Origin of the sequence: Serratia sp. HRI (assembly GCF_010119335.3) — a bacterium.
In the GTDB taxonomy this organism is placed as follows: Bacteria; Pseudomonadota; Gammaproteobacteria; order Enterobacterales; family Enterobacteriaceae; genus Serratia; species Serratia nevei.
The window spans coordinates 727,531-746,213 of record NZ_CP083690.1; the positions used below are offsets into that span (position 1 = coordinate 727,531).

An 18,683-nucleotide genomic window follows, 5' to 3' on the forward strand; every position below is an offset into this window, starting at 1 on the left:
CCGGCAATTAAGCCGTCATTTAGACTGTTTTTTGCACAGTCATCGCGCGATGTCAAACTCCCTGATGCCAACTGGCACTCCACATGTATCAAGCCGCCGTTATTCTTGTATAATCCCCCTTTCCCTTTTTAACGATTGCATCTAACACTTTGACCAATAACCGACTTGAATGGCAATCTTTATTGCCGGACGTAACGCCTTATCAGGCGATATTTGATACCGCCGCTCAGTTGGCACCCGTGCCCTTTTCCGCCATTCAGCCTCGGCTGGAAAATGCCCTGACGCTATTTTGCCACCCTCAGTCGCCACCGCGTTTCATGCTGTTGAAAGCGCAAGAAACGCGAGAATACCTGGAGCTGATCGCTCACGCCGTCACACCACTGCTGGCGAAGAATACGGCATGCCGCGGCAGCCACTATGCCATTCAGGATGGCAAGGTCAGCATAGAGCCGGCCAACCGTGGCGATGAACCTTTCGCCGCCGGCGGTGCTTGTCTGTTCCAGGAGTGGATTGAACCGGAGCAGCTGTTTGGTTGCGTACGGATCCACAATGGCGACATTACCCTGCAACCGGGTCTGGTGCACCAGGCCAACGGCGGCGTCCTGATCCTGTCGGCCCGGGCGCTGCTGGCTCAGCCGTTGCTATGGCTGCGGCTGAAGCAGATGATCGGCCAGCGCCAGTTCCATTGGGTTTCGCCTGACGAAACCCGCCCGCTGCCGGTAACCATTCCGCCGATGCCGCTGGATCTGCGGCTGATTGTCGTCGGCGACCGCCACGGCCTGGCCGATTTCCACGATATCGAGCCGGAACTGAGCGAACAAGCCGTCTATGGCGAATACGAAGACGATCTGCAACTGACCGAAGTTGATGATATGGCGCAGTGGTGCGGCTACGTCAACGGCGTGATCGCCGATCGGCAGTTACCGATGTTGGCGGCCGATGCCTGGCTACCGCTGATCGTCCAGGCTGTTCGTTACACTGGCGATCAGGGCATCCTGCCACTCTCGCCGGTTTGGCTTGGCCAGCAGCTGTCCGAAGCCGCACTGTATGCCGAAGAGGAGCGCATTACCGCCAAAGCGTTTGAGGCGGCGTTGAATGCCCGCGAATGGCGTGAAAGCTATCTGGCCGAGCGTATGCAGGATGAGATTGAGCTGGGTCAGATCCTGATTGAGACCGAGGGTGAAGTGATCGGGCAGATCAACGGCCTGTCAGTCCTGGATTATCCCGGCCATCCGCGCAGCTTCGGCGAGCCCTCGCGCATCAGTTGCGTCGTGCATCTTGGCGACGGCGAGTTTACCGACGTCGAGCGCAAAGCCGAGCTGGGCGGCAACCTGCATGCTAAAGGCATGATGATCATGCAGGCGTTCCTTATCGCCGAACTGGATTTGGATCAGCAGTTGCCCTTCTCCGCTTCCATCGTCTTTGAACAATCTTACGGTGAAGTGGACGGCGACAGCGCTTCGCTCGCCGAGCTGTGCGCCTTGGTCAGCGCTCTGTCGCAGCAGCCAATCACACAGCAGATCGCCGTCACCGGCTCCGTCGACCAATTCGGCAACGTACAGCCGATAGGCGGCGTTAACGAAAAGGTCGAAGGTTTCTTCGAAGTTTGTTTACGCCGCGGCCTGACGGGCAAACAGGGCGTGGTATTGCCCGTGACCAACGTGCGCCACCTGTGCCTGCGTCAAGATGTCGTCGACGCGGTACGCGAGGGGCAATTCCATCTGTGGGCGGTAGAGAGCGCGGCGGAAGCCTTGCCTTTGCTTACAGGTTGCCTCTACTCTGATGAACAACAGCCGAATTTGTTGGCGGCCATTCAGGAACGGATTGCGCAGGTGAGCCTGCAGGAACGCCGTCGTCCATGGCCGCTGCGCTGGCTCAACTGGTTCAACCACGGCTGATCGGACTTGTTCAGCGTACACGTGTTAGCTAACCTGCGTCCTTCATTAAAATAAGGCTTACTGAGAACATGGTAGATAAACGCGATTCCTATACGAAAGAAGACCTCGAAGCATCCGGCCGTGGCGAGCTGTTCGGCGCCGGTGGCCCACCGTTGCCGGCAGGTAACATGTTGATGATGGACCGCGTGGTCAAACTGAGCGAAGACGGCGGGACTCACAACAAAGGTTATGTGGAAGCGGAGCTGGATATTAATCCGGACCTATGGTTCTTCGGTTGCCACTTTATCGGCGATCCGGTCATGCCCGGTTGCCTGGGCCTGGATGCCATGTGGCAGTTGGTCGGTTTCTACCTCGGTTGGCTGGGCGGCGAAGGCAAAGGCCGCGCGCTGGGCGTCGGTGAAGTCAAGTTCACCGGCCAGGTGCTGCCAACCGCCAAGAAGGTGACTTACCGCATTAACTTCAAGCGCGTTATCACCCGCAAGCTGATCATGGGCGTCGCCGATGGCGAAGTGCTGGTTGACGGCGAAGTGATCTATACCGCCACCGATCTGAAAGTGGGCCTGTTCAAGGATACCGCAGCGTTCTAATCACGCTGACGAGAAGGCGGCCACCGCCTTCTTTTCCAACGATCGCGCATGCCGTCACGTCTATCGTGGCGGCATTTCTTTTAGCGTTTCAAGCCCCCTCTCCTTTAATCGCCCGTTATCGAAACGTCTTTTCTCTCCTGTCTCTGGCCTATTCTTACCTGAGGCGGTTAAAGCAACAGACCGGCTGAACGTCGCACGCTCTCGATATTGGTACCAGCGCGATAGCAGGTTTTTTGCATCCGGTTATTCTCTTGCCCCTCAAAATCCCCTAACATGGTTCGAAAGGTAACTACAGTTAGTGTACCCAGTGAGGAATGACATGCAAAAGACCCGCTTTAGCGATGCACCTTGCCCAGTTGCGCGCTCATTGGATCGCGTCTGCGAGTCATGGAACATCCTGATCCTGCGTGATGCATTTCAGGGGCTGTCCCGGTTCGACGAATTCCAACAAAGTTTGGGGATGTCGCCCACGCTACTGGCTCGTCGCCTGAAGGATCTGGTGGCCCACGGCATTCTGTATAAAGAACGTTATCAAACGCGGCCGATGCGCTATCACTACCTGCTAACTGAGCGCGGCAAAGATTTTCTCCCTGTTCTGGCAGCCCTCTCACAATGGGGTAATCGCCATTTGATCGACGGCGATATCAGCGCCTTGTTAGTCGACAGTCGCTCTGACCAGCCGATCGAGGTTCAGTTGGTCAATCGTGATACCCAACAGCCGGTGCCACCGCAGTTCATTACGCTGGCACCAGGGCCGGCGGCAAGCGATGGCATAAATCAACGCGCCGAACTGATGCGGCAGCGGCGCCTCGCCGATTTACCCGAATCTACCAAGGAGACCTCATGAGTCATCGTCGTATTGTTATTACCGGTATGGGCGCCGTTTCGCCATTAGGGTGCGGTGTTGAAGCCATCTGGCAACGTTTGTTGAAAGGAGAATCGGGCATTCGGGCTTTGCCTGACGAGATCGTTGCAGATTTGCCGGTCAAGGTGGGAGGCCAGGTTCCTGCGCTGGCGCAAGATGCTGAAGCAGGCTTCAATCCCGACGCATCTGTCGCGCCCAAAGACCAAAAGAAAATGGATCGCTTCATCCTTTTCGCCATGGTGGCGGCGGATGAAGCCATTCGCCAGGCCGGCTGGATAGCCGATACAGAGGAAAAACAAGAACGTACCGCCACCGTCATTGCCTCAGGCATTGGCGGTTTCCCGGCGATTGCCCAGGCGGTACGCACCACTGACAGCCGTGGTGCCAAGCGCCTGTCGCCATTTACCATCCCTTCTTTCCTGGTCAATCTGGCGGCCGGCCACGTTTCCATCAAGCATCACTTCAAAGGCCCGATTGGCGCACCGGTCACCGCCTGTGCGGCCGGCGTGCAGGCCATCGGCGACGCAGTGCGACTGCTCCGCAATGATGAGGCCGATATCGCGCTGTGCGGCGGTACCGAAGCCGCGATAGATACTGTCAGCTTGGGCGGCTTCGCCGCTGCACGCGCCATGTCTACCGCACCGGCCGAATTGGCGCGACAGGCCTCTCGGCCTTTCGACAGCGCCCGGGACGGATTTGTCATGGGGGAAGGTGCTGGCATGCTGGTGATTGAAACACTGGAACACGCGCTGGCGCGCGGCGCCACGCCGCTCGCGGAAATCGTCGGCTATGGCACCAGCGCCGACGCTTACCATATGACATCCGGCGCTGAAGACGGCAATGGCGCCTATCGGGCGATGAAAATTGCGTTGAAGCAGGCTAACGTCGCACCTGAGGAAGTTCAACATTTAAACGCGCACGCGACTTCAACACCCGTAGGCGATTTAGGCGAAATCAACGCCATCAAGCACCTGTTTGGCACCGCCGGGACTGTCGCCGTGACCTCGACGAAATCAGCGACCGGGCACCTGTTGGGCGCTGCCGGCGGGTTGGAAACCATCTTCACCGCCTTGGCTCTGCGCGATCAGATAGCCCCTGCAACGCTAAACCTGGATAATCCCGATCCGGCGGCGGCAGGCTTGCATCTGGTCGCGAAACAGGCGGAATCGATGAACATGACCTACGCCTTATCAAACGGCTTCGGCTTTGGCGGCGTGAATGCGAGTATTTTGTTGAAGCGCTGGCAGGATAAATAAACGCCTGAAACAAAAACCTCCGCCAAGGGCGGAGGTTATTCCTTTTATTTGACAGGGAGCCGCTTAAGCGGTCACAGCCCTGTCTTCCATGGCTTCTCGCCAACCTCCCAGCCATTGAGACCGGGCGTCCACTGATGATTGGTAGGGACAATGTTCCCTGGAACGCCCTAAAATACCTGCCTGATACCCTCTCGAATGCGCCCTTTCCAGACGATCGCGTTTCTGTCTCTTCATGCCTCGTTTCCCTCATTTTGGTCTGGTGGAAAGAAAACAATGGCTGCTTTTTGCGCAGCCACGAGTAATCAATAGCGCTAAAAGAAGAGAAGATCAATGCGCAAAATTCACGCCAATGTCATATTTGTGAGCTACGCCCGAGGAAAGTGCTAAGTGGCTGATCTGCCGGGGAAGGGTTTAACCGTTTGAAATAAAAAAAGAATCCCTGCCAGGGAGGAAAAAAGACTTTCCAAGCTGACAGGGATTAGACAATTTTAGACCAAATTATGACTAAATGCCGCCCATCTGTGCTGCGATAGCCTGAGCTTCCTGCTGCCAGCCCTGCGCCAGCGTGCGCACCAGGGCATCATAGCCGTCCTCACCCTGTTTCAACTCCAGGCTGAAAGGCCGTTTGATCAAGCGCCCCTGGCGGTTCAGCACCCACTCGCCGCGAACGATCGCCTTGCCGTCAAAGCGGCCATGGAAACCGCTGATGGTCACGTTCAGCACATCCTGATCGCTGCTCATCGGCTGCGAAGAAACCACCCAGCCCGGCAGCGCGCTGCTCAGGTTGGTGACCAGCGTTTGCTGCAGCTGCTGGTCAAGCGGGCTGGCCCACAGGTTGTTCTGGGCTATCACATACTGTACGTCGTTGGTCTGATACACCACACCGCTCTGCGCCAGATAATCCGCCACGCTCACGTGCTCCAGCCACAGCTGGCGCGTGGAAGCGCCGCTGCTGCCGGCCGTGGCCGGCGCCCCCAGCGCCGGCAACTGATAGTAGGTCTTCTGTGGCGAACTGCTGCAGGCGCTGAGCAACAGCGCCAGGGCTACCGGGATCCATTTCATCATTTCGTGGCCTTCTTCGGCTGAGGGTCAGTGCTGCCGGCGGCTTCAAACACCAGCGCGTTGCTCTTCTCATTCAGGGTGCGCAGCACCGGTTGCAGCTCACGCAACACCTGGTCGAGGCGCTGCATATCGCCCACCATCTTGTTGTAAGCCGGTGAACCTGGCTGGAACCCTTTCATGCTGCGGTTCAGCTCCAGCAGCGTTTTCTGCATGTCCTGCGGCAGCGCCTGCATCTCTTTACTGGCGATGATGTCGTTCAGCGACTTCATGGTCTGCTGCGTCGACTTCATGGTTTTCTGACTTTCCGCCAGCGTCTTGGTCGCTTCGTTGATCATCGGATTGATCGGCATCGCGTTGATCTTGTCCAGCGTCTGCATCAGTTTCTGCTGGATCTGCGCCAGCCCGCCGCTGGTGGTCGGCATCAGCGGATAACCGAACAGCTCGCGCGGCCCTTTCCACGGTTTTTCCTGCGGATAGAAGTCGAGATCGATATACAGCGAACCGGTCAGCAGGTTGGCGGACTTCATCGAGGCGCGCATGCCGCGCGATTCCGCGTCTTTCAAGAGCCCTTCAATATCGAAGTTGCCGCCCAGCTGTTTCTGGAAGCGATCCGGCTCGATGCGGATCAGCACCGGAATGCGGTAGTCGTTATCCAGGCGCTGCGCCATGCCCTCTTTATAGAACGGCACCTGCGCTACCGTGCCCAGGCGGATGCCGCGGAACTCGACCGGGGCGCCCGGCTGCAGGCCGCGTACCGAATCGGAGAAGAACAGCAGGTAATTCTTATACACGGTATACAGCGAATCCTGCGTGCTGCGCTGGTTGTCGAACAGCCGGTACTCTGCCTTCTCTTTCGCCGGTTCACCGCGATCCCAGCCGTCCGGCACGTCGAAGCTGACGCCGCCGCTGAACAGCGTGGTCAACGAGCCCATCTCCACCCGCATGCCCTGCGCCGACATGTCGAACGCCACGCCGCTGTCTTTCCAGAAGCGTACGTTGGTGGTGACCAGCTGGTCGTAAGGCGCGGTAATGAACAGCTGATAGCGCATGGCGCGTTCTTTAGGATCGAAGTAGCTGGTTTCCACCGACCCGACGCGATAGCCGCGGAACAGCACCGGGTCGCCGGCGTTGAGCTGGCCCGATTTCTCGCTGTCCAGCACGATGCGCAGCCCCTTGGCGTCCGGGGAGGCCAGCGGCGGCGCATCGAGCAGCTGATAGTTGTCTTTGCCGTCTTTGCCCTTGCTGCCCGGCTGCAGTTCGATATAGGCGCCGGACAGCAGCGTGCCCAGCCCGGAAACGCCTTCACGGCCGATCTGCGGCTTCACCACCCAGAAGGCGGAGTCCTGACGCAGCAGTTTCTCCATGCCGGCATTGAGACGCGCCTGCACCATCACCTTGCTCAGATCATCGCTCAGCGTGACGGTTTCCACCACGCCGACGTCCACGCTACGGCTTTTGATTTTGGTTTTACCCGCTTCCAGCCCTTCCGCCGTCGTGGTGACCAGCGTCACCACCGGCCCCTGATGGCTGAAGTGGTAAAACAGGATCCAGGCGCCGATCAGCGCGGTCACGATGGGAATGATCCACACCGGCGACCAGCGTTTGATCTTCTCAACGTCTGCGACGCTATGATTATTTTCCGTCACCTTGCGGCTCCTTGTTGATTGTTTCACTTGCGCGATCCCAGGTCAGCCGGGGATCAAATGTCATGGCGGCGAACATGGTGAGGATCACCACCAGCGCGAACAGCACGGCGCCCGTCGCAGGATAAATGCTCATCAACTGCCCCATTCGCACCAGCGCCGACAATACGGCGATCACAAACACGTCGATCATTGACCAGCGGCCAACGAACTCGACCACTTCATAAATCAGGTGCATCCGCTCGCTGTCGGCACGCGGCTTCTTCCTGCCGTTGGCATCCCAGCATAACCAGCCGATCGCCAGCATTTTCAGCGACGGCACCATGATACTGGCGATGAAAATCACCATCGCCACCGGATAAGAGCCGCTCCCCCACAGCAGGACCACCCCCGCCATGATGGTGGAATTCATCTTGTTGCCCAGCGCCTCGGTCACCATGATCGGCATCAGGTTGGCCGGGATATACAGCATGATGGAGGTCACCAGCAGCGCCAGCGTCCACTGCAGGCTGTGGCGGCGGCGCACGTAGCCGTTGGTGTGGCAGCGCGGGCAGCGCACCTGATTGGCCGGCAGGATCGCCGTGCAGCAGGCGCAGGAGCGCACGCCCTGGCGCATGCCGGTCCGCCCCACCGTCAGCGGGCGATCGAGACGCGGTGCCGGTTCGATGTCCTGCCACAGCCAGCGCCGATCCACGCACTGGAAGGCGCGCACCTGCAGCAGGCAAAACAGGCAATAAGGCACGAAGCTGCTGCCGATGCCGATATCGCCGTAGGCCATCAGCTTGACGAAGCTGACCAGCACCCCGGCGAGGAAAATTTCCACCATGCACCAGGTTTTGAACTGGAACAGCACCCGGGCCATCCACTCTTTGAGCCCCAGCGGCAAGCGCACTTTGGCGCACAGCAGAACGATCGCCACCATGCAAAACGCCGGGATCAGCTGCACGAACACCATAAACAAGGTGGCCATGCTGGCGTAGTCTTCCGCCACCATGACCTCCGGAATTTGAATCAGCCGGATTTCGTTGCCGAGGCCGGCGACGCGCATGTTGATAAACGGGAAAATGTTGGCCAGCACCAGCATGAACAAGGCGCTGAGCGCGTAACCGATCGGCCGCTTGCGCGGTTCGTCCCAGCGGGTGCTGAGCGTGGTTTTGCAGCGCGGGCATACCGCTTTGCTGCCATAGGCCAGCGGCGGCAGCGCCACCAGCATGTCGCACTGCGGGCACAGCATCAGGTTATCCTGGTGCTCCGCCGAAGGTACGGAATGGCTATGCTGCTGATGATTGTTGTGGGAACACACCATATTCCTCCTCAATAACGTTGCTCACCGGCACGTCGATACCACCCGCAGCAGCGCGCGGGCGGTATCGCAACGGTCAGCCGTTTTTCATCGCTTCCAGCTCTTCCCAACGGGCGAAGGCCTGCTCGAGCGCCTGCTCGGCGTTAGCCAGCGCCGTCAGCACTTCTTGCGTTTCGCTGTGCGGCCGCGTGAAGAAGTCGGCATCGCTCATCTGCGCCTGCAGCGCTTCGATTTCCGCCTCCAGCTGTTCGAGCCGCTGCGGCAACTGTTCCAGTTCGCGCAGCAGGTTGTAACTCAGCTTGGCCGCCGCTTTCTTCGGCTGTTCGGTCTTTTTCTCCGCCGCCGGTTTGCTCGCGCTCGGCGCCGCCTGGCGAATCGGTTTCGCCGTGGCGCGCTGATGATGCGCATCGTAGTAACCGCCGACGAAGGCGTTGATCACGCCGTTGCCTTCAAAGATCCAGCACTCGGTCACCGAGTTGTCGACGAACTGGCGATCGTGGCTGACCAGCAGCACGGTGCCCTGATAGCCGTCGATCAACTCTTCCAGCAGCTCCAGCGTTTCGACGTCGAGATCGTTGGTTGGTTCATCGAGGATCAGCAGATTGCTCGGTTTCAGAAACAGCTTAGCTAACAGCAGGCGGTTACGCTCACCGCCCGAAAGTGCCTTCACCGGCGTCATCGCGCGTTTCGGGTGGAACAGGAAGTCCTGCAGGTAGCCCAAGACGTGACGAGGACGGCCGTTGACCATCACTTCCTGCTTGCCTTCCGCCAGGTTGTCCATCACCGTGCGCTCCGGATCGAGATCCGCGCGGTGCTGGTCGAAATAGGCCACTTCCAGCTTGGTGCCGCAGTGCACGCGGCCGCTGTCGGCTTTCAGCTGACCGAGCATCAGTTTCAGCAGCGTGGTTTTGCCACAGCCGTTCGGCCCCACCAACGCAATCTTATCGCCGCGCTGTACCTGGGCGGAGAAACCGCGCACCAGCACTTTTTCGCCGACCTGATAGTTGACGTCTTCCAGCTCGAACACGATTTTGCCGGAGCGAGTCGCCTCTTCCACCTGCATCTTGGCGGTGCCCATCACTTCGCGGCGCTGGGAACGCTCGACGCGCAGCGCCTTCAGCGCGCGCACGCGCCCCTCGTTACGGGTACGGCGCGCTTTGATGCCCTGACGGATCCAGACCTCTTCCTGCGCCAGCTTGCGATCGAACTCGGCGTTTTGCAGCTCTTCCACCCGCAGCGCTTCTTCTTTGCTCTGCAGATACAGATCGTAGTTGCCCGGCCAGGAAACCAGCTTGCCGCGATCCAGATCGACGATGCGCGTCGCCATGTTGCGGATAAACGAACGGTCGTGCGAGATGAAGACGATGCTGCCGTCAAACTCTTTCAGGAAACCCTCCAGCCAGTCGATGGTTTCGATATCCAGGTGGTTGGTCGGTTCGTCGAGCAGCAGCACGCGCGGCGAGCTCACCAGCGCGCGACCCAGAGCCGCTTTGCGCAGCCAGCCGCCGGACAGCGAGGAAAGCTCGGCGTCGCCGTTCAGCCCCAGCTGCAGCAGCACTTCGCTGATGCGGCTGTCAAGTTGCCAGAGCCCCTGGTGGTCGAGGATCTCCATGATTTGCGCCATGCGCGCCAGGTTTTTCTCGCTCGGATCGCTCTCCACCAGGTGAGAAATCGCATGATACGCCTTCAGGTGTTCCGCCTGCTCCGCGACGCCTTCGGCCACGAAGTCGAACACGCTGCCGCCGATATTACGCGGCGGATCCTGTTGCAGGCGTGCCACGATCAGATCCTGTTCGTAGACCACCCGGCCGTCGTCCAGCGGGATCTCTTTGCCGAGGATCTTCAGCAGCGTGGACTTACCGGCGCCGTTGCGCCCGACCAGACACACGCGCTCGTTGTCTTCGATATGAATTTCGGTGTTGTCTAAAAGCGGCGCATCGCTGAAAGAGAGCCAGGCGCCGGACATGCTGATTAACGACATAGTAATTATTTTCCTTCGCCGGCGTGAGTCACCAGCCAGCAGTTGTGGATCTGACGGTTACGAGCAAAGTCCTGCGACAGCGTCTTGGCGGTGATCTCTTTCGCCTCCAGGCCCAGCGCGCTCAGCCCTGCCATATCCATTTGGAAACCGCGCTTGTTGTTCGAGAACATGATGGTTCCGTTACGGCGCAGCAACCGTTTCAAATCTTTCATCAGCGCCAGATGATCGCGCTGCACGTCAAAAGTGTTCTCCATCCGCTTGGAGTTGGAGAACGTCGGCGGATCGATGAAGATCACGTCGAACTGTTCGTTGGCGTTGCTCAGCCACGACAGGCAGTCGGCCTGGATCAACCGATGCTGACGGCCGGTCAGGCCGTTGGCTCGCAGGTTCTTCTCCGCCCATTCCAGATAGGTACGCGACATGTCCACCGTGGTGGTGCTGCGTGCGCCGCCCAGCCCGGCGTGCACGCTGGCGGTGCCGGTATAGGCGAACAGGTTCAGGAAGTCCTTGCCGTTGCTCATCTCGCCCAGCATGCGGCGCGCGATACGGTGATCGAGGAACAGGCCGGTATCGAGATAGTCGGTCAGGTTGACCCACAGCTTGGCGTTATACTCTTCCACCAGCAGGAACTCGCCTTTCTGCGCCAGTTTCTCGTACTGGTTCTTGCCCTTCTGCCGCTCGCGGGTTTTCAGGATCAGCTGATTCGACGGCAATTCCAGCACCGCCAGCGTCGCGTTGATCACATCGAACAGGCGCTGACGCGCTTTCTGCGCATCGACGGTTTTCGGCGGCGCATACTCCTGCACCACCACCTTGCTACCGTAGCGGTCCACCGCGACGTTGTATTCTGGCAGATCGGCATCGTACAGGCGGTAGCATTCAATGCCCTGCTGTTTCGCCCACTTGTCGAGCTTCTTCAAGTTCTTGCGCAGACGGTTGGCGAAATCTTCCGCCACCTGCACGCCGCCGGTAGTGGCTCCGGCTGGGTTCGCCGCCAGCTGATAGTTTTTCTGCACGCACTCCAGCGGACCGTTTTTCGCCTTGAACTGGCGCTCGGCGCGCAGCTGTAGGCAGCTCAACAGCTCCGGCGAGGCGCTGAACAGCGAAAGCTGCCAGCCGCCAAAGGCGCTTTTCATCACGCGGCCCAGCATGTTGTGCAGCGCGATCAGCGCCGGTTCGCTTTCCAGACGCTCACCGTACGGCGGGTTGCTGATCACGGTGCCGTGCGGACCTTCCGGCAGCGGATTGGTCAACCGCGCCACGTCGCCGACGTTGAAGGTGATCAGCTCGGCGACGCCGGCACGGCGGGCGTTGCCGCGCGCCATTTCAATCACCCGGCGATCGATATCAGAGCCGAAGAAGCGAGAGGCGGTTTCCTGCAGGCCGCGGCGGGCGCGCACCTGCGCTTCGGTGGTGACTTCACGCCACAGTTCGGCGTTGTGGCCGTTCCAGGCGCTGAAGCCCCAGTGTTGGCGGTGCAGGCCCGGCGCGCGATCGGCGGCGATCATTGCCGCTTCGATCAAGAGCGTGCCGGAGCCGCACATCGGATCGAGCATCGGCGTGCCCGGCTGCCAGCCGGAACGCAGCACGATGGCGGCCGCCAGGTTTTCCTTCAGCGGCGCCTGGCCGGTGAGATCGCGGTAACCGCGCTGATGCAGGCCTTCACCGCTCAGATCGAGCGCCACGCTGGCCATATCGCGCTGCAGGAAGACGTTAACGCGAATATCCGGCTGCTGCTTGGCGACCGTCGGGCGTTGGTCAAGTTTGCGGGTAAAGCTGTCGACGATGGCGTCTTTCACCTTCAGCGCGCCATACTGGCTGTTGCGGATCTCTTCGTTCACGCCGCTGAAATGCACGGCAAAGGTTTTATCCACGCCAAAAATGCTCGGCCAGTCGATCGCCTGCACCCCGAGGTACAGATCCAGATCGCTGTGCACGCGGAATTCGTTCAGCGGCAACAGAATGCGCGAAGCCAGGCGGCTCCACAGCAGGCTTTGGTACAGAAGACGATCGTCACCCTGAAAATGTACCCCACCCTGCACCACTTTGCAGTCGTGAGCGCCAAGCGCTTCCAGCTCGCTTTTTAACAGTTCTTCCAATCCACGCGCCGTGCTGGCAAACAAAGAGTTCATATCGTGCTTATCACCAAAAAGAAAATTGTTGCGCATTATAGCTAATCCGCACCGCTTGTCATAAAGTTGCTCCCTTCTATTTAATAATCGCACGGAGATAAGGGTGATCACGCTTTCCAGACTCTACGTCCATCCGGTTAAATCACTGCGCGGTCTGCAGCTTTCTTACGCCCAGGTCGGCAGCAGCGGTCTGGCCTTCGACCGCAACTTTATGATCACCGAGCCGGATGGCACCTTTATTACCGCGCGCCAATACCCGCAGATGGTGCTGTTCACGCCGGCGCTGCTGCCGGACGGGCTATTCCTGACCGCGCCGGACGGCGAAAGCGCCGCCATTCGCTTCAGCGACTTCGCCGCCGCGCCGCAGCCGACCGAGGTGTGGGGCAACCATTTCACCGCGCTGATCGCGCCGGATGAGATCAACCGCTGGCTGAGCGGCTATTTCCAGCGTGACGTGCAGCTGCGCTGGCTGGGACCGGAGTTGACCCGCCGAGTGAAGAAGCACCCCGAGATCCCGCTGACGTTTGCCGACGGCTATCCTTATCTGCTGATTAACCAGGCTTCGTTCAACGATCTGCAGCAGCGTTGCCCCGGCAGCATCAAGCTGGAACAGTTCCGCCCCAACCTGGTGGTGAGTGGCGCGTCCGCCTGGGCCGAGGACGGCTGGCAGGTGATCCGCGTCGGCGACGTCATGTTCGATCTGGTGAAACCCTGCAGCCGCTGCGTGCTCACCACCGTCAGCACCGAGCGTGGCCGCAAGCACCCGAGCGGCGAACCGCTGAGCACGCTGCAAAAATTCCGTTCCGCCGACAACGGCGACATCGATTTCGGCCAGAACATGATCGCGCGCAACAGCGGCATTATTCGCGTGGGCGATACGGTGGAAGTGCTGTCGACCAAACCGCCGCGCCCTTATGGCGCAGGCAAAGTGGTGGAGAGCGTGCAAGCGCCGCAAGACAGCGAGCACAGCGTCACTATCGAATACGAAGGAAAGGTGTTTACCGGCAATAACCAGCAGATCTTGCTCGAGCAGCTGGAACAGCAAGGCATCCGCGTACCTTACTCCTGCCGCGCCGGGATTTGCGGCAGTTGCCGCATTACGTTGCTGAGCGGTGAAGTCGCGCCCCTGAAGAAAAGCGCGCTGGGCGACAACGGCACCATCCTGTGCTGCAGCTGCATCCCGAAAAGTGATTTGACCCTGGCGTAATCCGCCTTATACCGCCCTGTCGTAAGCCGGGGCGGCGCTTTCATCCTGCGCGCAGGGTTTCAACCGATCGTGCATCACCTTGATGGCATCGCCCAATACCATGGTGCGGCCGGCGACCGTCAGCTGATTTTGCGCCAGCAGACACAGGCTGGCGTTATCCCCGGCCTCTACCACCAGCAGGCGCGCTTCCGCGCCGCTTTCCATCACTTTCACCGCCGCCAGCTCGCCGTTTTTCGGCTGCAACGGGTAATGCTGCTGCGAAAAATGCCAGCTCTTCGGCATCAGCGGTTTCAGGAAGCGGTAGGCGACCAGCGCATTCAACACCAGCTCGGCGCGCTGCTCATGGCTGAGCTTGACCTGTTTGCACTGTTCTTCATAGGTGAAATAAAGGGCGGCGTCATCCACGCAAAAAGCGCATTCATCGAAGGCGTCCGGCGTTAACATTTTGGCCGGGAAACGTGAACGAAAGATCATACCATTAGCTAAATCCAACATTAGCCGATCGTGTTCGGCATCAAAATACCAACGCCAATTATCGTCAGGTTTTATCTTCATTTCGTATCCTTCTCGCTGCCTATGCCAACGCCGCACTCACCCTAAAAGGCGATTTTATCACCGATAAAATAGCTTAAACATCGGATAATTCCGCGAACGATATTTATGCTAACGAACAAAATATAGACGAGCCGGGGGCAGAAATAAACCCCCGGAATAAAATGAGAGGAAAAATATTAGATATGGGTAACGATATCTTTAATCAAACGCGGGCCGTGATAGATAAATCCGGAATAAATTTGCAGCAGGCTCGCGCCGGCCTCCATTTTTTCGCGCGCCGCCGTCAGCGAATCGATGCCGCCCACGCCGATAATCGGCAAGCGCCCTTGCAGTTCGGTGGAGAGACGACGGATCACTTCGGTGCTGCGTGATTGCAACGGACGCCCACTTAACCCGCCCGCTTGTTCGCAGTAATTCAGCCCCTGGATCAATTTTCGATCCAACGTGGTATTGGTGGCGATCACGCCATCGATATTATGCCGCACCAGGCTATCGGCAATTTGGATCAATTCTTCTTCTGAAAGATCCGGCGCGATCTTTACCGCCACCGGCACATATTTGTGATGGCGCGCATGTAATTCCTGCTGCTTATTTTTAATCGCCGCCAAAAGATCGTCCAGCGCTTCACCATACTGTAAGGATCGTAACCCCGGCGTATTCGGTGACGAGATGTTAATCGCGATATAACCGGCATACGGATAAACTTTATCCATGCAGATCAAATAATCGTCTTTACCCTGTTCGACCGGGGTATCTTTATTCTTGCCGATATTGATCCCAAGAATGCCGCCGAAATGGGATTTCTTAACGTTTTCAACCAGATTGTCCACGCCATGGTTATTGAACCCCATGCGGTTGATCAGGCCTTCCGCCTCAACCACGCGGAACAAGCGCGGCTTGTCGTTGCCCGGTTGCGGGCGCGGCGTCACGGTGCCGACTTCCACATGGCCGAAGCCCATCGCGCCGAACGCATCGATGCACTCGCCGTTTTTATCCAGACCGGCGGCCAATCCCAGCGGGTTTTTAAACGACAGCCCCATGCAGCTGACCGGTTTGGTCGGCACGGACTGACGGATAAGAAACGCTAATGGGGTGCCGGTAATACGGCTGAGCTGACGAAAGGTCACTTCGTGCGCACGTTCCGGATCGAGCTGGAACAACGCTTTCCTGATGAGGGGGTAGTACATGGACTCTCCTGATTTCCCGGTTGCAAACCGGGGGCGTATTATCCGGCATCCCCCGCCCAATTGGAATTGATTAAAGGCAAAAAAAGCGGTTTTTACGCAACCGTTTTCCCGCTTCGCCGCCAAATCGGCGCCAATCCGCTTTTGCGCATATCGAAATCAAAAAATGAGATTTAAAAAACGCGCCCGATTGCTGGTAGGTTTAAAACACTTCCTGTTTATTTTCTAATTAAACCTAACTTTTAGTTATAAGGAGTGGCAATGCGCGTTATATCACTGGCCGGCAGCCCACGCATCCCATCACGTTCCGCCGCACTGCTCGCGCTGAGCCAGAACTGGCTGCGGCAGCAAGGGGTGGACGTGACGGCTTATACCCTGCACGACTTCGATGCCGAAGACCTGCTGTATGCCAACTTCAACAGCCCGGCGATCAAGGCATTTGCTGACCAGCTGGCGCAGGCCGACGGCCTGCTGATTTCCACGCCGGTTTATAAAGCGTCGTTTTCCGGCGCGCTGAAGACCCTGCTGGATCTGCTGCCGGAACGCGCTCTGGATCATAAGGTGGTGCTGCCGCTGGCAACCGGCGGTTCGATCGGCCACATGTTGGCGGTGGACTATGCGCTCAAACCAGTGCTGGCGGCGCTGAAAGCGCAGGAAGTGCTGCACGGCGTGTTCGCCGACGACAGCCAGATCCAGCTGACCGGCGAAGGCGCCACGCTCACCGACGCCGTCGCCGCCCGGCTGGAAGAGGCGCTGGCCAGTTTTTATCTGGCGCTTGGCCGCCGCAAACCGCCCGCGCTGCGCGTCGCGTCGCCGCTGGCGGCGCGTCAGACCGCCTGAAAGGCCTGGAAAAGGAGAGCCTGAATGAAAAAACGCATCGCTTTACGACGCTGGCTGAGCGCCGCAACCCTCACCGGCCTGCTGTCGCTGGTCTGGGCCAATGCCGCCGCGGCGCAGGATCCGGCGCAGTTCCGCATCGGCTACCAAAAAGGGTCGGTCAGCCTGGTGCTGGCGAAGAGCCACCGGCTGCTGGAGGAACGTTTCCCCGCCACCCGCATCAGCTGGATCGAGTTTCCCGCCGGCCCGCAGATGCTGGAGGCCTTGAACGTCGGCAGCATCGATCTGGGCAGCACCGGCGATATTCCGCCGATCTTCGCGCAGGCCGCCGGCGCTGACCTGCTGTATGTCGGCGTTGAGCCGCCCAAACCTAAGGCGGAAGTGATCCTGGTGCCGGAAAACAGCCCGATCAAAACCGTCGCCGATCTGAAAGGCCATAAGGTCGCCTTCCAGAAAGGCTCCAGCTCGCACAACCTGCTGCTGCGATCGCTGCAAAAGGCCGGCCTGCAGTTCACCGATATCCAGCCCGCCTATCTGACGCCCGCCGATGCGCGCGCCGCCTTCCAACAGGGCAACGTCGACGCCTGGGCCATCTGGGATCCCTATTATTCCGCCGCGCTGCTGCAGGGCGGCGTGCGGGTGCTCGGCGACGGCACCAATCTGAACCAGACGGGTTCCTTCTATCTGGCGGCGCGCCCCTATGTCGAAGCCAATGGCACCTTTATCAGCCAGGTATTGACGGTGCTGACCCAGGCCGATGCACTCACCCGCAGCGACCGGGCACAAAGCGTGACCCTGCTGGCCAACGCCATGGGATTGCCGGAACCGGTGATCGCCAGCTATCTGGATCACCGCCCGCCAACCGCCATCACACCGCTCGATGCGCAGACGATCGCCGCGCAGCAGCAAACCGCTGACCTGTTTTACGCCAACCGGCTGGTGCCGGTGAAGGTTGACATCTCGCAACGCATCTGGCGCCCAAGCGCGCAATAACTTATGGGAAAAGATTAACGATGAGCCTGAACGTTTTCTGGTTTTTACCCACCCACGGCGACGGCCACTATCTTGGCAGCGCACAGGGGGCGCGCAGCGTCGATCACAGTTATTTGCAGCAGATCGCCCAGGCGGCTGATCGGCTGGGATTCGGCGGGGTACTGATCCCCACCGGCCGCTCGTGCGAAGACTCCTGGCTGGTGGCCGCCTCGCTGATCCCGGTTACCCAGCGGCTGAAGTTTTTGGTCGCGCTGCGGCCGGGCATCATCTCCCCTACGCTGGCGGCGCGCCAAGCAGCGACGCTGGATCGCCTGTCCAACGGGCGTGCGCTGTTCAATCTGGTCACTGGCGGCGATCCGGAAGAGTTGGCGGCCGAGGGGCTGCACCTTAGCCATGAAGAGCGCTACGAAGCCTCAACCGAGTTCACCCATATCTGGCGCCGGGTGCTGGAAGGCGAAACCGTCGATTTCGACGGCAAGCATATTCAGGTGAAAGGCGCCAAACTGCTGTACCCGCCGGTGCAGCAGCCGCGCCCGCCGCTCTATTTCGGCGGATCCTCCGCCGCCGCGCAGGATCTGGCCGCCGAACAGGTAGAACTGTATCTCACCTGGGGAGAGCCGCCGGCGCAGGTTAAAGAGAAGATTGAAGAGGTGCGCGCCAAAGCGGCAGCGAAAGGCCGCCAGGTACGCTTCGGTATCCGCCTGCATGTCATCGTGCGGGAAACCACCGAAGAGGCCTGGCACGCCGCCGACCGGCTGATCGCGCACCTCGATGAGGAAACCATCGCCAACGCGCAGCAGGCCTTTGCGCGTTTCGACTCCGTCGGCCAACGGCGCATGGCGGCGCTGCACGGCGGCAAAAAGGATAACCTGGAGATCAGCCCGAACCTGTGGGCCGGCATCGGCCTGGTGCGCGGCGGCGCCGGCACCGCATTGGTGGGCGACGGCCCGACGGTCGCGGCGCGCATGCAGGAATATGCCGATCTGGGCATCGACACCTTCATTCTCTCCGGCTATCCGCATCTGGAAGAGGCCTACCGCGTCGGCGAACTGCTGTTCCCGCACCTCGATCTGACGCAGGAGGAAACACCCGCGCGCCTTCAGCCGGTGCGCCCGCAGGGCGAAGTGGTGGCCAACATCTATGTTCCGCAAAAAGTGTCGCAGAGCTGAGGAGCGCCCCG

16 protein-coding genes are annotated in these 18,683 nt (G+C 59.4%); 8 read left to right on the top strand and 8 right to left on the bottom strand.

Annotated features, from left to right (window positions below):
• Positions 1 to 149: 149 nt before the first annotated feature.
• From GF111_RS03655 to fabF, 4 genes are all read left to right on the top strand, one after another.
• Positions 150 to 1,898 carry a Lon protease family protein gene (locus GF111_RS03655; RefSeq protein ID WP_147191040.1) on the top strand — a complete coding sequence of 583 codons (1,749 nt, stop codon included), beginning with the start codon at positions 150 to 152 and terminating at the stop codon, positions 1,896 to 1,898.
• A gap of 68 nt (positions 1,899 to 1,966) precedes the next feature.
• Positions 1,967 to 2,485: a bifunctional 3-hydroxydecanoyl-ACP dehydratase/trans-2-decenoyl-ACP isomerase gene (gene fabA, locus GF111_RS03660; protein WP_038875228.1), complete on the top strand. Its 519-nt coding sequence runs from the start codon at positions 1,967 to 1,969 to the stop codon at positions 2,483 to 2,485.
• 319 nt (positions 2,486 to 2,804) lie between these two features.
• On the top strand, positions 2,805 to 3,332 hold the full coding sequence (locus GF111_RS03665; RefSeq protein WP_038875225.1) for a helix-turn-helix domain-containing protein: 528 nt from the start codon (positions 2,805 to 2,807) through the stop codon (positions 3,330 to 3,332).
• Entirely contained in the window at positions 3,329 to 4,606 is a 1,278-nt protein-coding gene (fabF, locus tag GF111_RS03670; protein ID WP_038875222.1) for a beta-ketoacyl-ACP synthase II, read from the top strand. Before GF111_RS03665 ends, fabF begins: the two co-directional genes overlap by 4 nt.
• A 63-nt stretch (positions 4,607 to 4,669) precedes the next feature.
• Here the strand turns inward: fabF and rmf are convergent, their stop codons facing one another.
• The 6 genes from rmf to rlmKL form a co-directional block, all read right to left on the bottom strand.
• On the bottom strand, positions 4,670 to 4,840 hold the full coding sequence (gene rmf / locus GF111_RS03675) for a ribosome modulation factor (protein WP_004928150.1): 171 nt from the start codon (positions 4,838 to 4,840) through the stop codon (positions 4,670 to 4,672).
• A gap of 270 nt (positions 4,841 to 5,110) precedes the next feature.
• The gene (gene pqiC / locus GF111_RS03680) at positions 5,111 to 5,671 is read right to left on the bottom strand and encodes a membrane integrity-associated transporter subunit PqiC (protein WP_057523750.1); all 561 of its coding nucleotides are present in this window, start codon (positions 5,669 to 5,671) and stop codon (positions 5,111 to 5,113) included.
• Positions 5,668 to 7,314 carry an intermembrane transport protein PqiB gene (gene pqiB / locus GF111_RS03685; protein ID WP_162420183.1) on the bottom strand — a complete coding sequence of 549 codons (1,647 nt, stop codon included), beginning with the start codon at positions 7,312 to 7,314 and terminating at the stop codon, positions 5,668 to 5,670. Before pqiB ends, pqiC begins: the two co-directional genes overlap by 4 nt.
• Entirely contained in the window at positions 7,301 to 8,617 is a 1,317-nt protein-coding gene (gene pqiA, locus GF111_RS03690; protein ID WP_071845268.1) for a membrane integrity-associated transporter subunit PqiA, read from the bottom strand. The genes pqiB and pqiA overlap by 14 nt, the downstream gene beginning before the upstream one ends.
• Positions 8,618 to 8,690: 73 nt before the next feature.
• Positions 8,691 to 10,595 carry an ABC transporter ATP-binding protein gene (locus GF111_RS03695; protein ID WP_038874258.1) on the bottom strand — a complete coding sequence of 635 codons (1,905 nt, stop codon included), beginning with the start codon at positions 10,593 to 10,595 and terminating at the stop codon, positions 8,691 to 8,693.
• 5 nt (positions 10,596 to 10,600) lie between these two features.
• Entirely contained in the window at positions 10,601 to 12,727 is a 2,127-nt protein-coding gene (rlmKL, locus tag GF111_RS03700) for a bifunctional 23S rRNA (guanine(2069)-N(7))-methyltransferase RlmK/23S rRNA (guanine(2445)-N(2))-methyltransferase RlmL (RefSeq protein WP_087762369.1), read from the bottom strand.
• A gap of 103 nt (positions 12,728 to 12,830) precedes the next feature.
• Here rlmKL and GF111_RS03705 point away from each other — a divergent pair, with 103 nt between their 5' ends.
• A complete protein-coding gene (locus GF111_RS03705; protein WP_060442461.1) occupies positions 12,831 to 13,934 on the top strand; it encodes a YcbX family protein in 1,104 nt (367 codons plus the stop codon).
• A gap of 6 nt (positions 13,935 to 13,940) precedes the next feature.
• Here GF111_RS03705 and GF111_RS03710 read toward each other — a convergent pair whose 3' ends face one another.
• Complete coding sequence (locus GF111_RS03710; RefSeq protein ID WP_004928171.1) at positions 13,941 to 14,489, bottom strand: cell division protein ZapC; 549 nt, start codon at positions 14,487 to 14,489, stop codon at positions 13,941 to 13,943.
• Between the two features lie 176 nt (positions 14,490 to 14,665).
• Positions 14,666 to 15,676 (bottom strand): quinone-dependent dihydroorotate dehydrogenase, encoded by a 1,011-nt coding sequence (pyrD, locus tag GF111_RS03715; RefSeq protein WP_038874252.1) that lies wholly within the window; start codon positions 15,674 to 15,676, stop codon positions 14,666 to 14,668.
• Between the two features lie 258 nt (positions 15,677 to 15,934).
• Between pyrD and ssuE the strand changes: the two genes are divergently transcribed.
• The 3 genes from ssuE to ssuD are packed head-to-tail and all read left to right on the top strand — an operon-like array spanning position 15,935 to position 18,672.
• Complete coding sequence (ssuE, locus tag GF111_RS03720) at positions 15,935 to 16,513, top strand: NADPH-dependent FMN reductase (protein ID WP_038874250.1); 579 nt, start codon at positions 15,935 to 15,937, stop codon at positions 16,511 to 16,513.
• Between the two features lie 24 nt (positions 16,514 to 16,537).
• The gene (locus GF111_RS03725; RefSeq protein ID WP_038874248.1) at positions 16,538 to 17,503 is read left to right on the top strand and encodes a sulfonate ABC transporter substrate-binding protein; all 966 of its coding nucleotides are present in this window, start codon (positions 16,538 to 16,540) and stop codon (positions 17,501 to 17,503) included.
• A gap of 20 nt (positions 17,504 to 17,523) precedes the next feature.
• Positions 17,524 to 18,672, top strand: a complete 1,149-nt coding sequence (ssuD, locus tag GF111_RS03730) for an FMNH2-dependent alkanesulfonate monooxygenase (protein WP_048233264.1) — start codon at positions 17,524 to 17,526, stop codon at positions 18,670 to 18,672.
• Positions 18,673 to 18,683: the final 11 nt, after the last annotated feature.

Coding starts and splice junctions, on each gene's coding strand:
- ssuD (WP_048233264.1), top strand. CDS start 17,524: ATGAGCCTGAACGTTTTCTGGTTTTTACCCACCCACGGCGACGGCCAC.
- GF111_RS03710 (WP_004928171.1), bottom strand. CDS start 14,489: ATGAAGATAAAACCTGACGATAATTGGCGTTGGTATTTTGATGCCGAA.
- ssuE (WP_038874250.1), top strand. CDS start 15,935: ATGCGCGTTATATCACTGGCCGGCAGCCCACGCATCCCATCACGTTCC.
- pyrD (WP_038874252.1), bottom strand. CDS start 15,676: ATGTACTACCCCCTCATCAGGAAAGCGTTGTTCCAGCTCGATCCGGAA.
- rlmKL (WP_087762369.1), bottom strand. CDS start 12,727: ATGAACTCTTTGTTTGCCAGCACGGCGCGTGGATTGGAAGAACTGTTA.
- pqiA (WP_071845268.1), bottom strand. CDS start 8,617: ATGGTGTGTTCCCACAACAATCATCAGCAGCATAGCCATTCCGTACCT.
- fabA (WP_038875228.1), top strand. CDS start 1,967: ATGGTAGATAAACGCGATTCCTATACGAAAGAAGACCTCGAAGCATCC.
- GF111_RS03725 (WP_038874248.1), top strand. CDS start 16,538: ATGAAAAAACGCATCGCTTTACGACGCTGGCTGAGCGCCGCAACCCTC.
- GF111_RS03695 (WP_038874258.1), bottom strand. CDS start 10,595: ATGTCGTTAATCAGCATGTCCGGCGCCTGGCTCTCTTTCAGCGATGCG.
- pqiC (WP_057523750.1), bottom strand. CDS start 5,671: ATGATGAAATGGATCCCGGTAGCCCTGGCGCTGTTGCTCAGCGCCTGC.
- GF111_RS03665 (WP_038875225.1), top strand. CDS start 2,805: ATGCAAAAGACCCGCTTTAGCGATGCACCTTGCCCAGTTGCGCGCTCA.
- fabF (WP_038875222.1), top strand. CDS start 3,329: ATGAGTCATCGTCGTATTGTTATTACCGGTATGGGCGCCGTTTCGCCA.
- rmf (WP_004928150.1), bottom strand. CDS start 4,840: ATGAAGAGACAGAAACGCGATCGTCTGGAAAGGGCGCATTCGAGAGGG.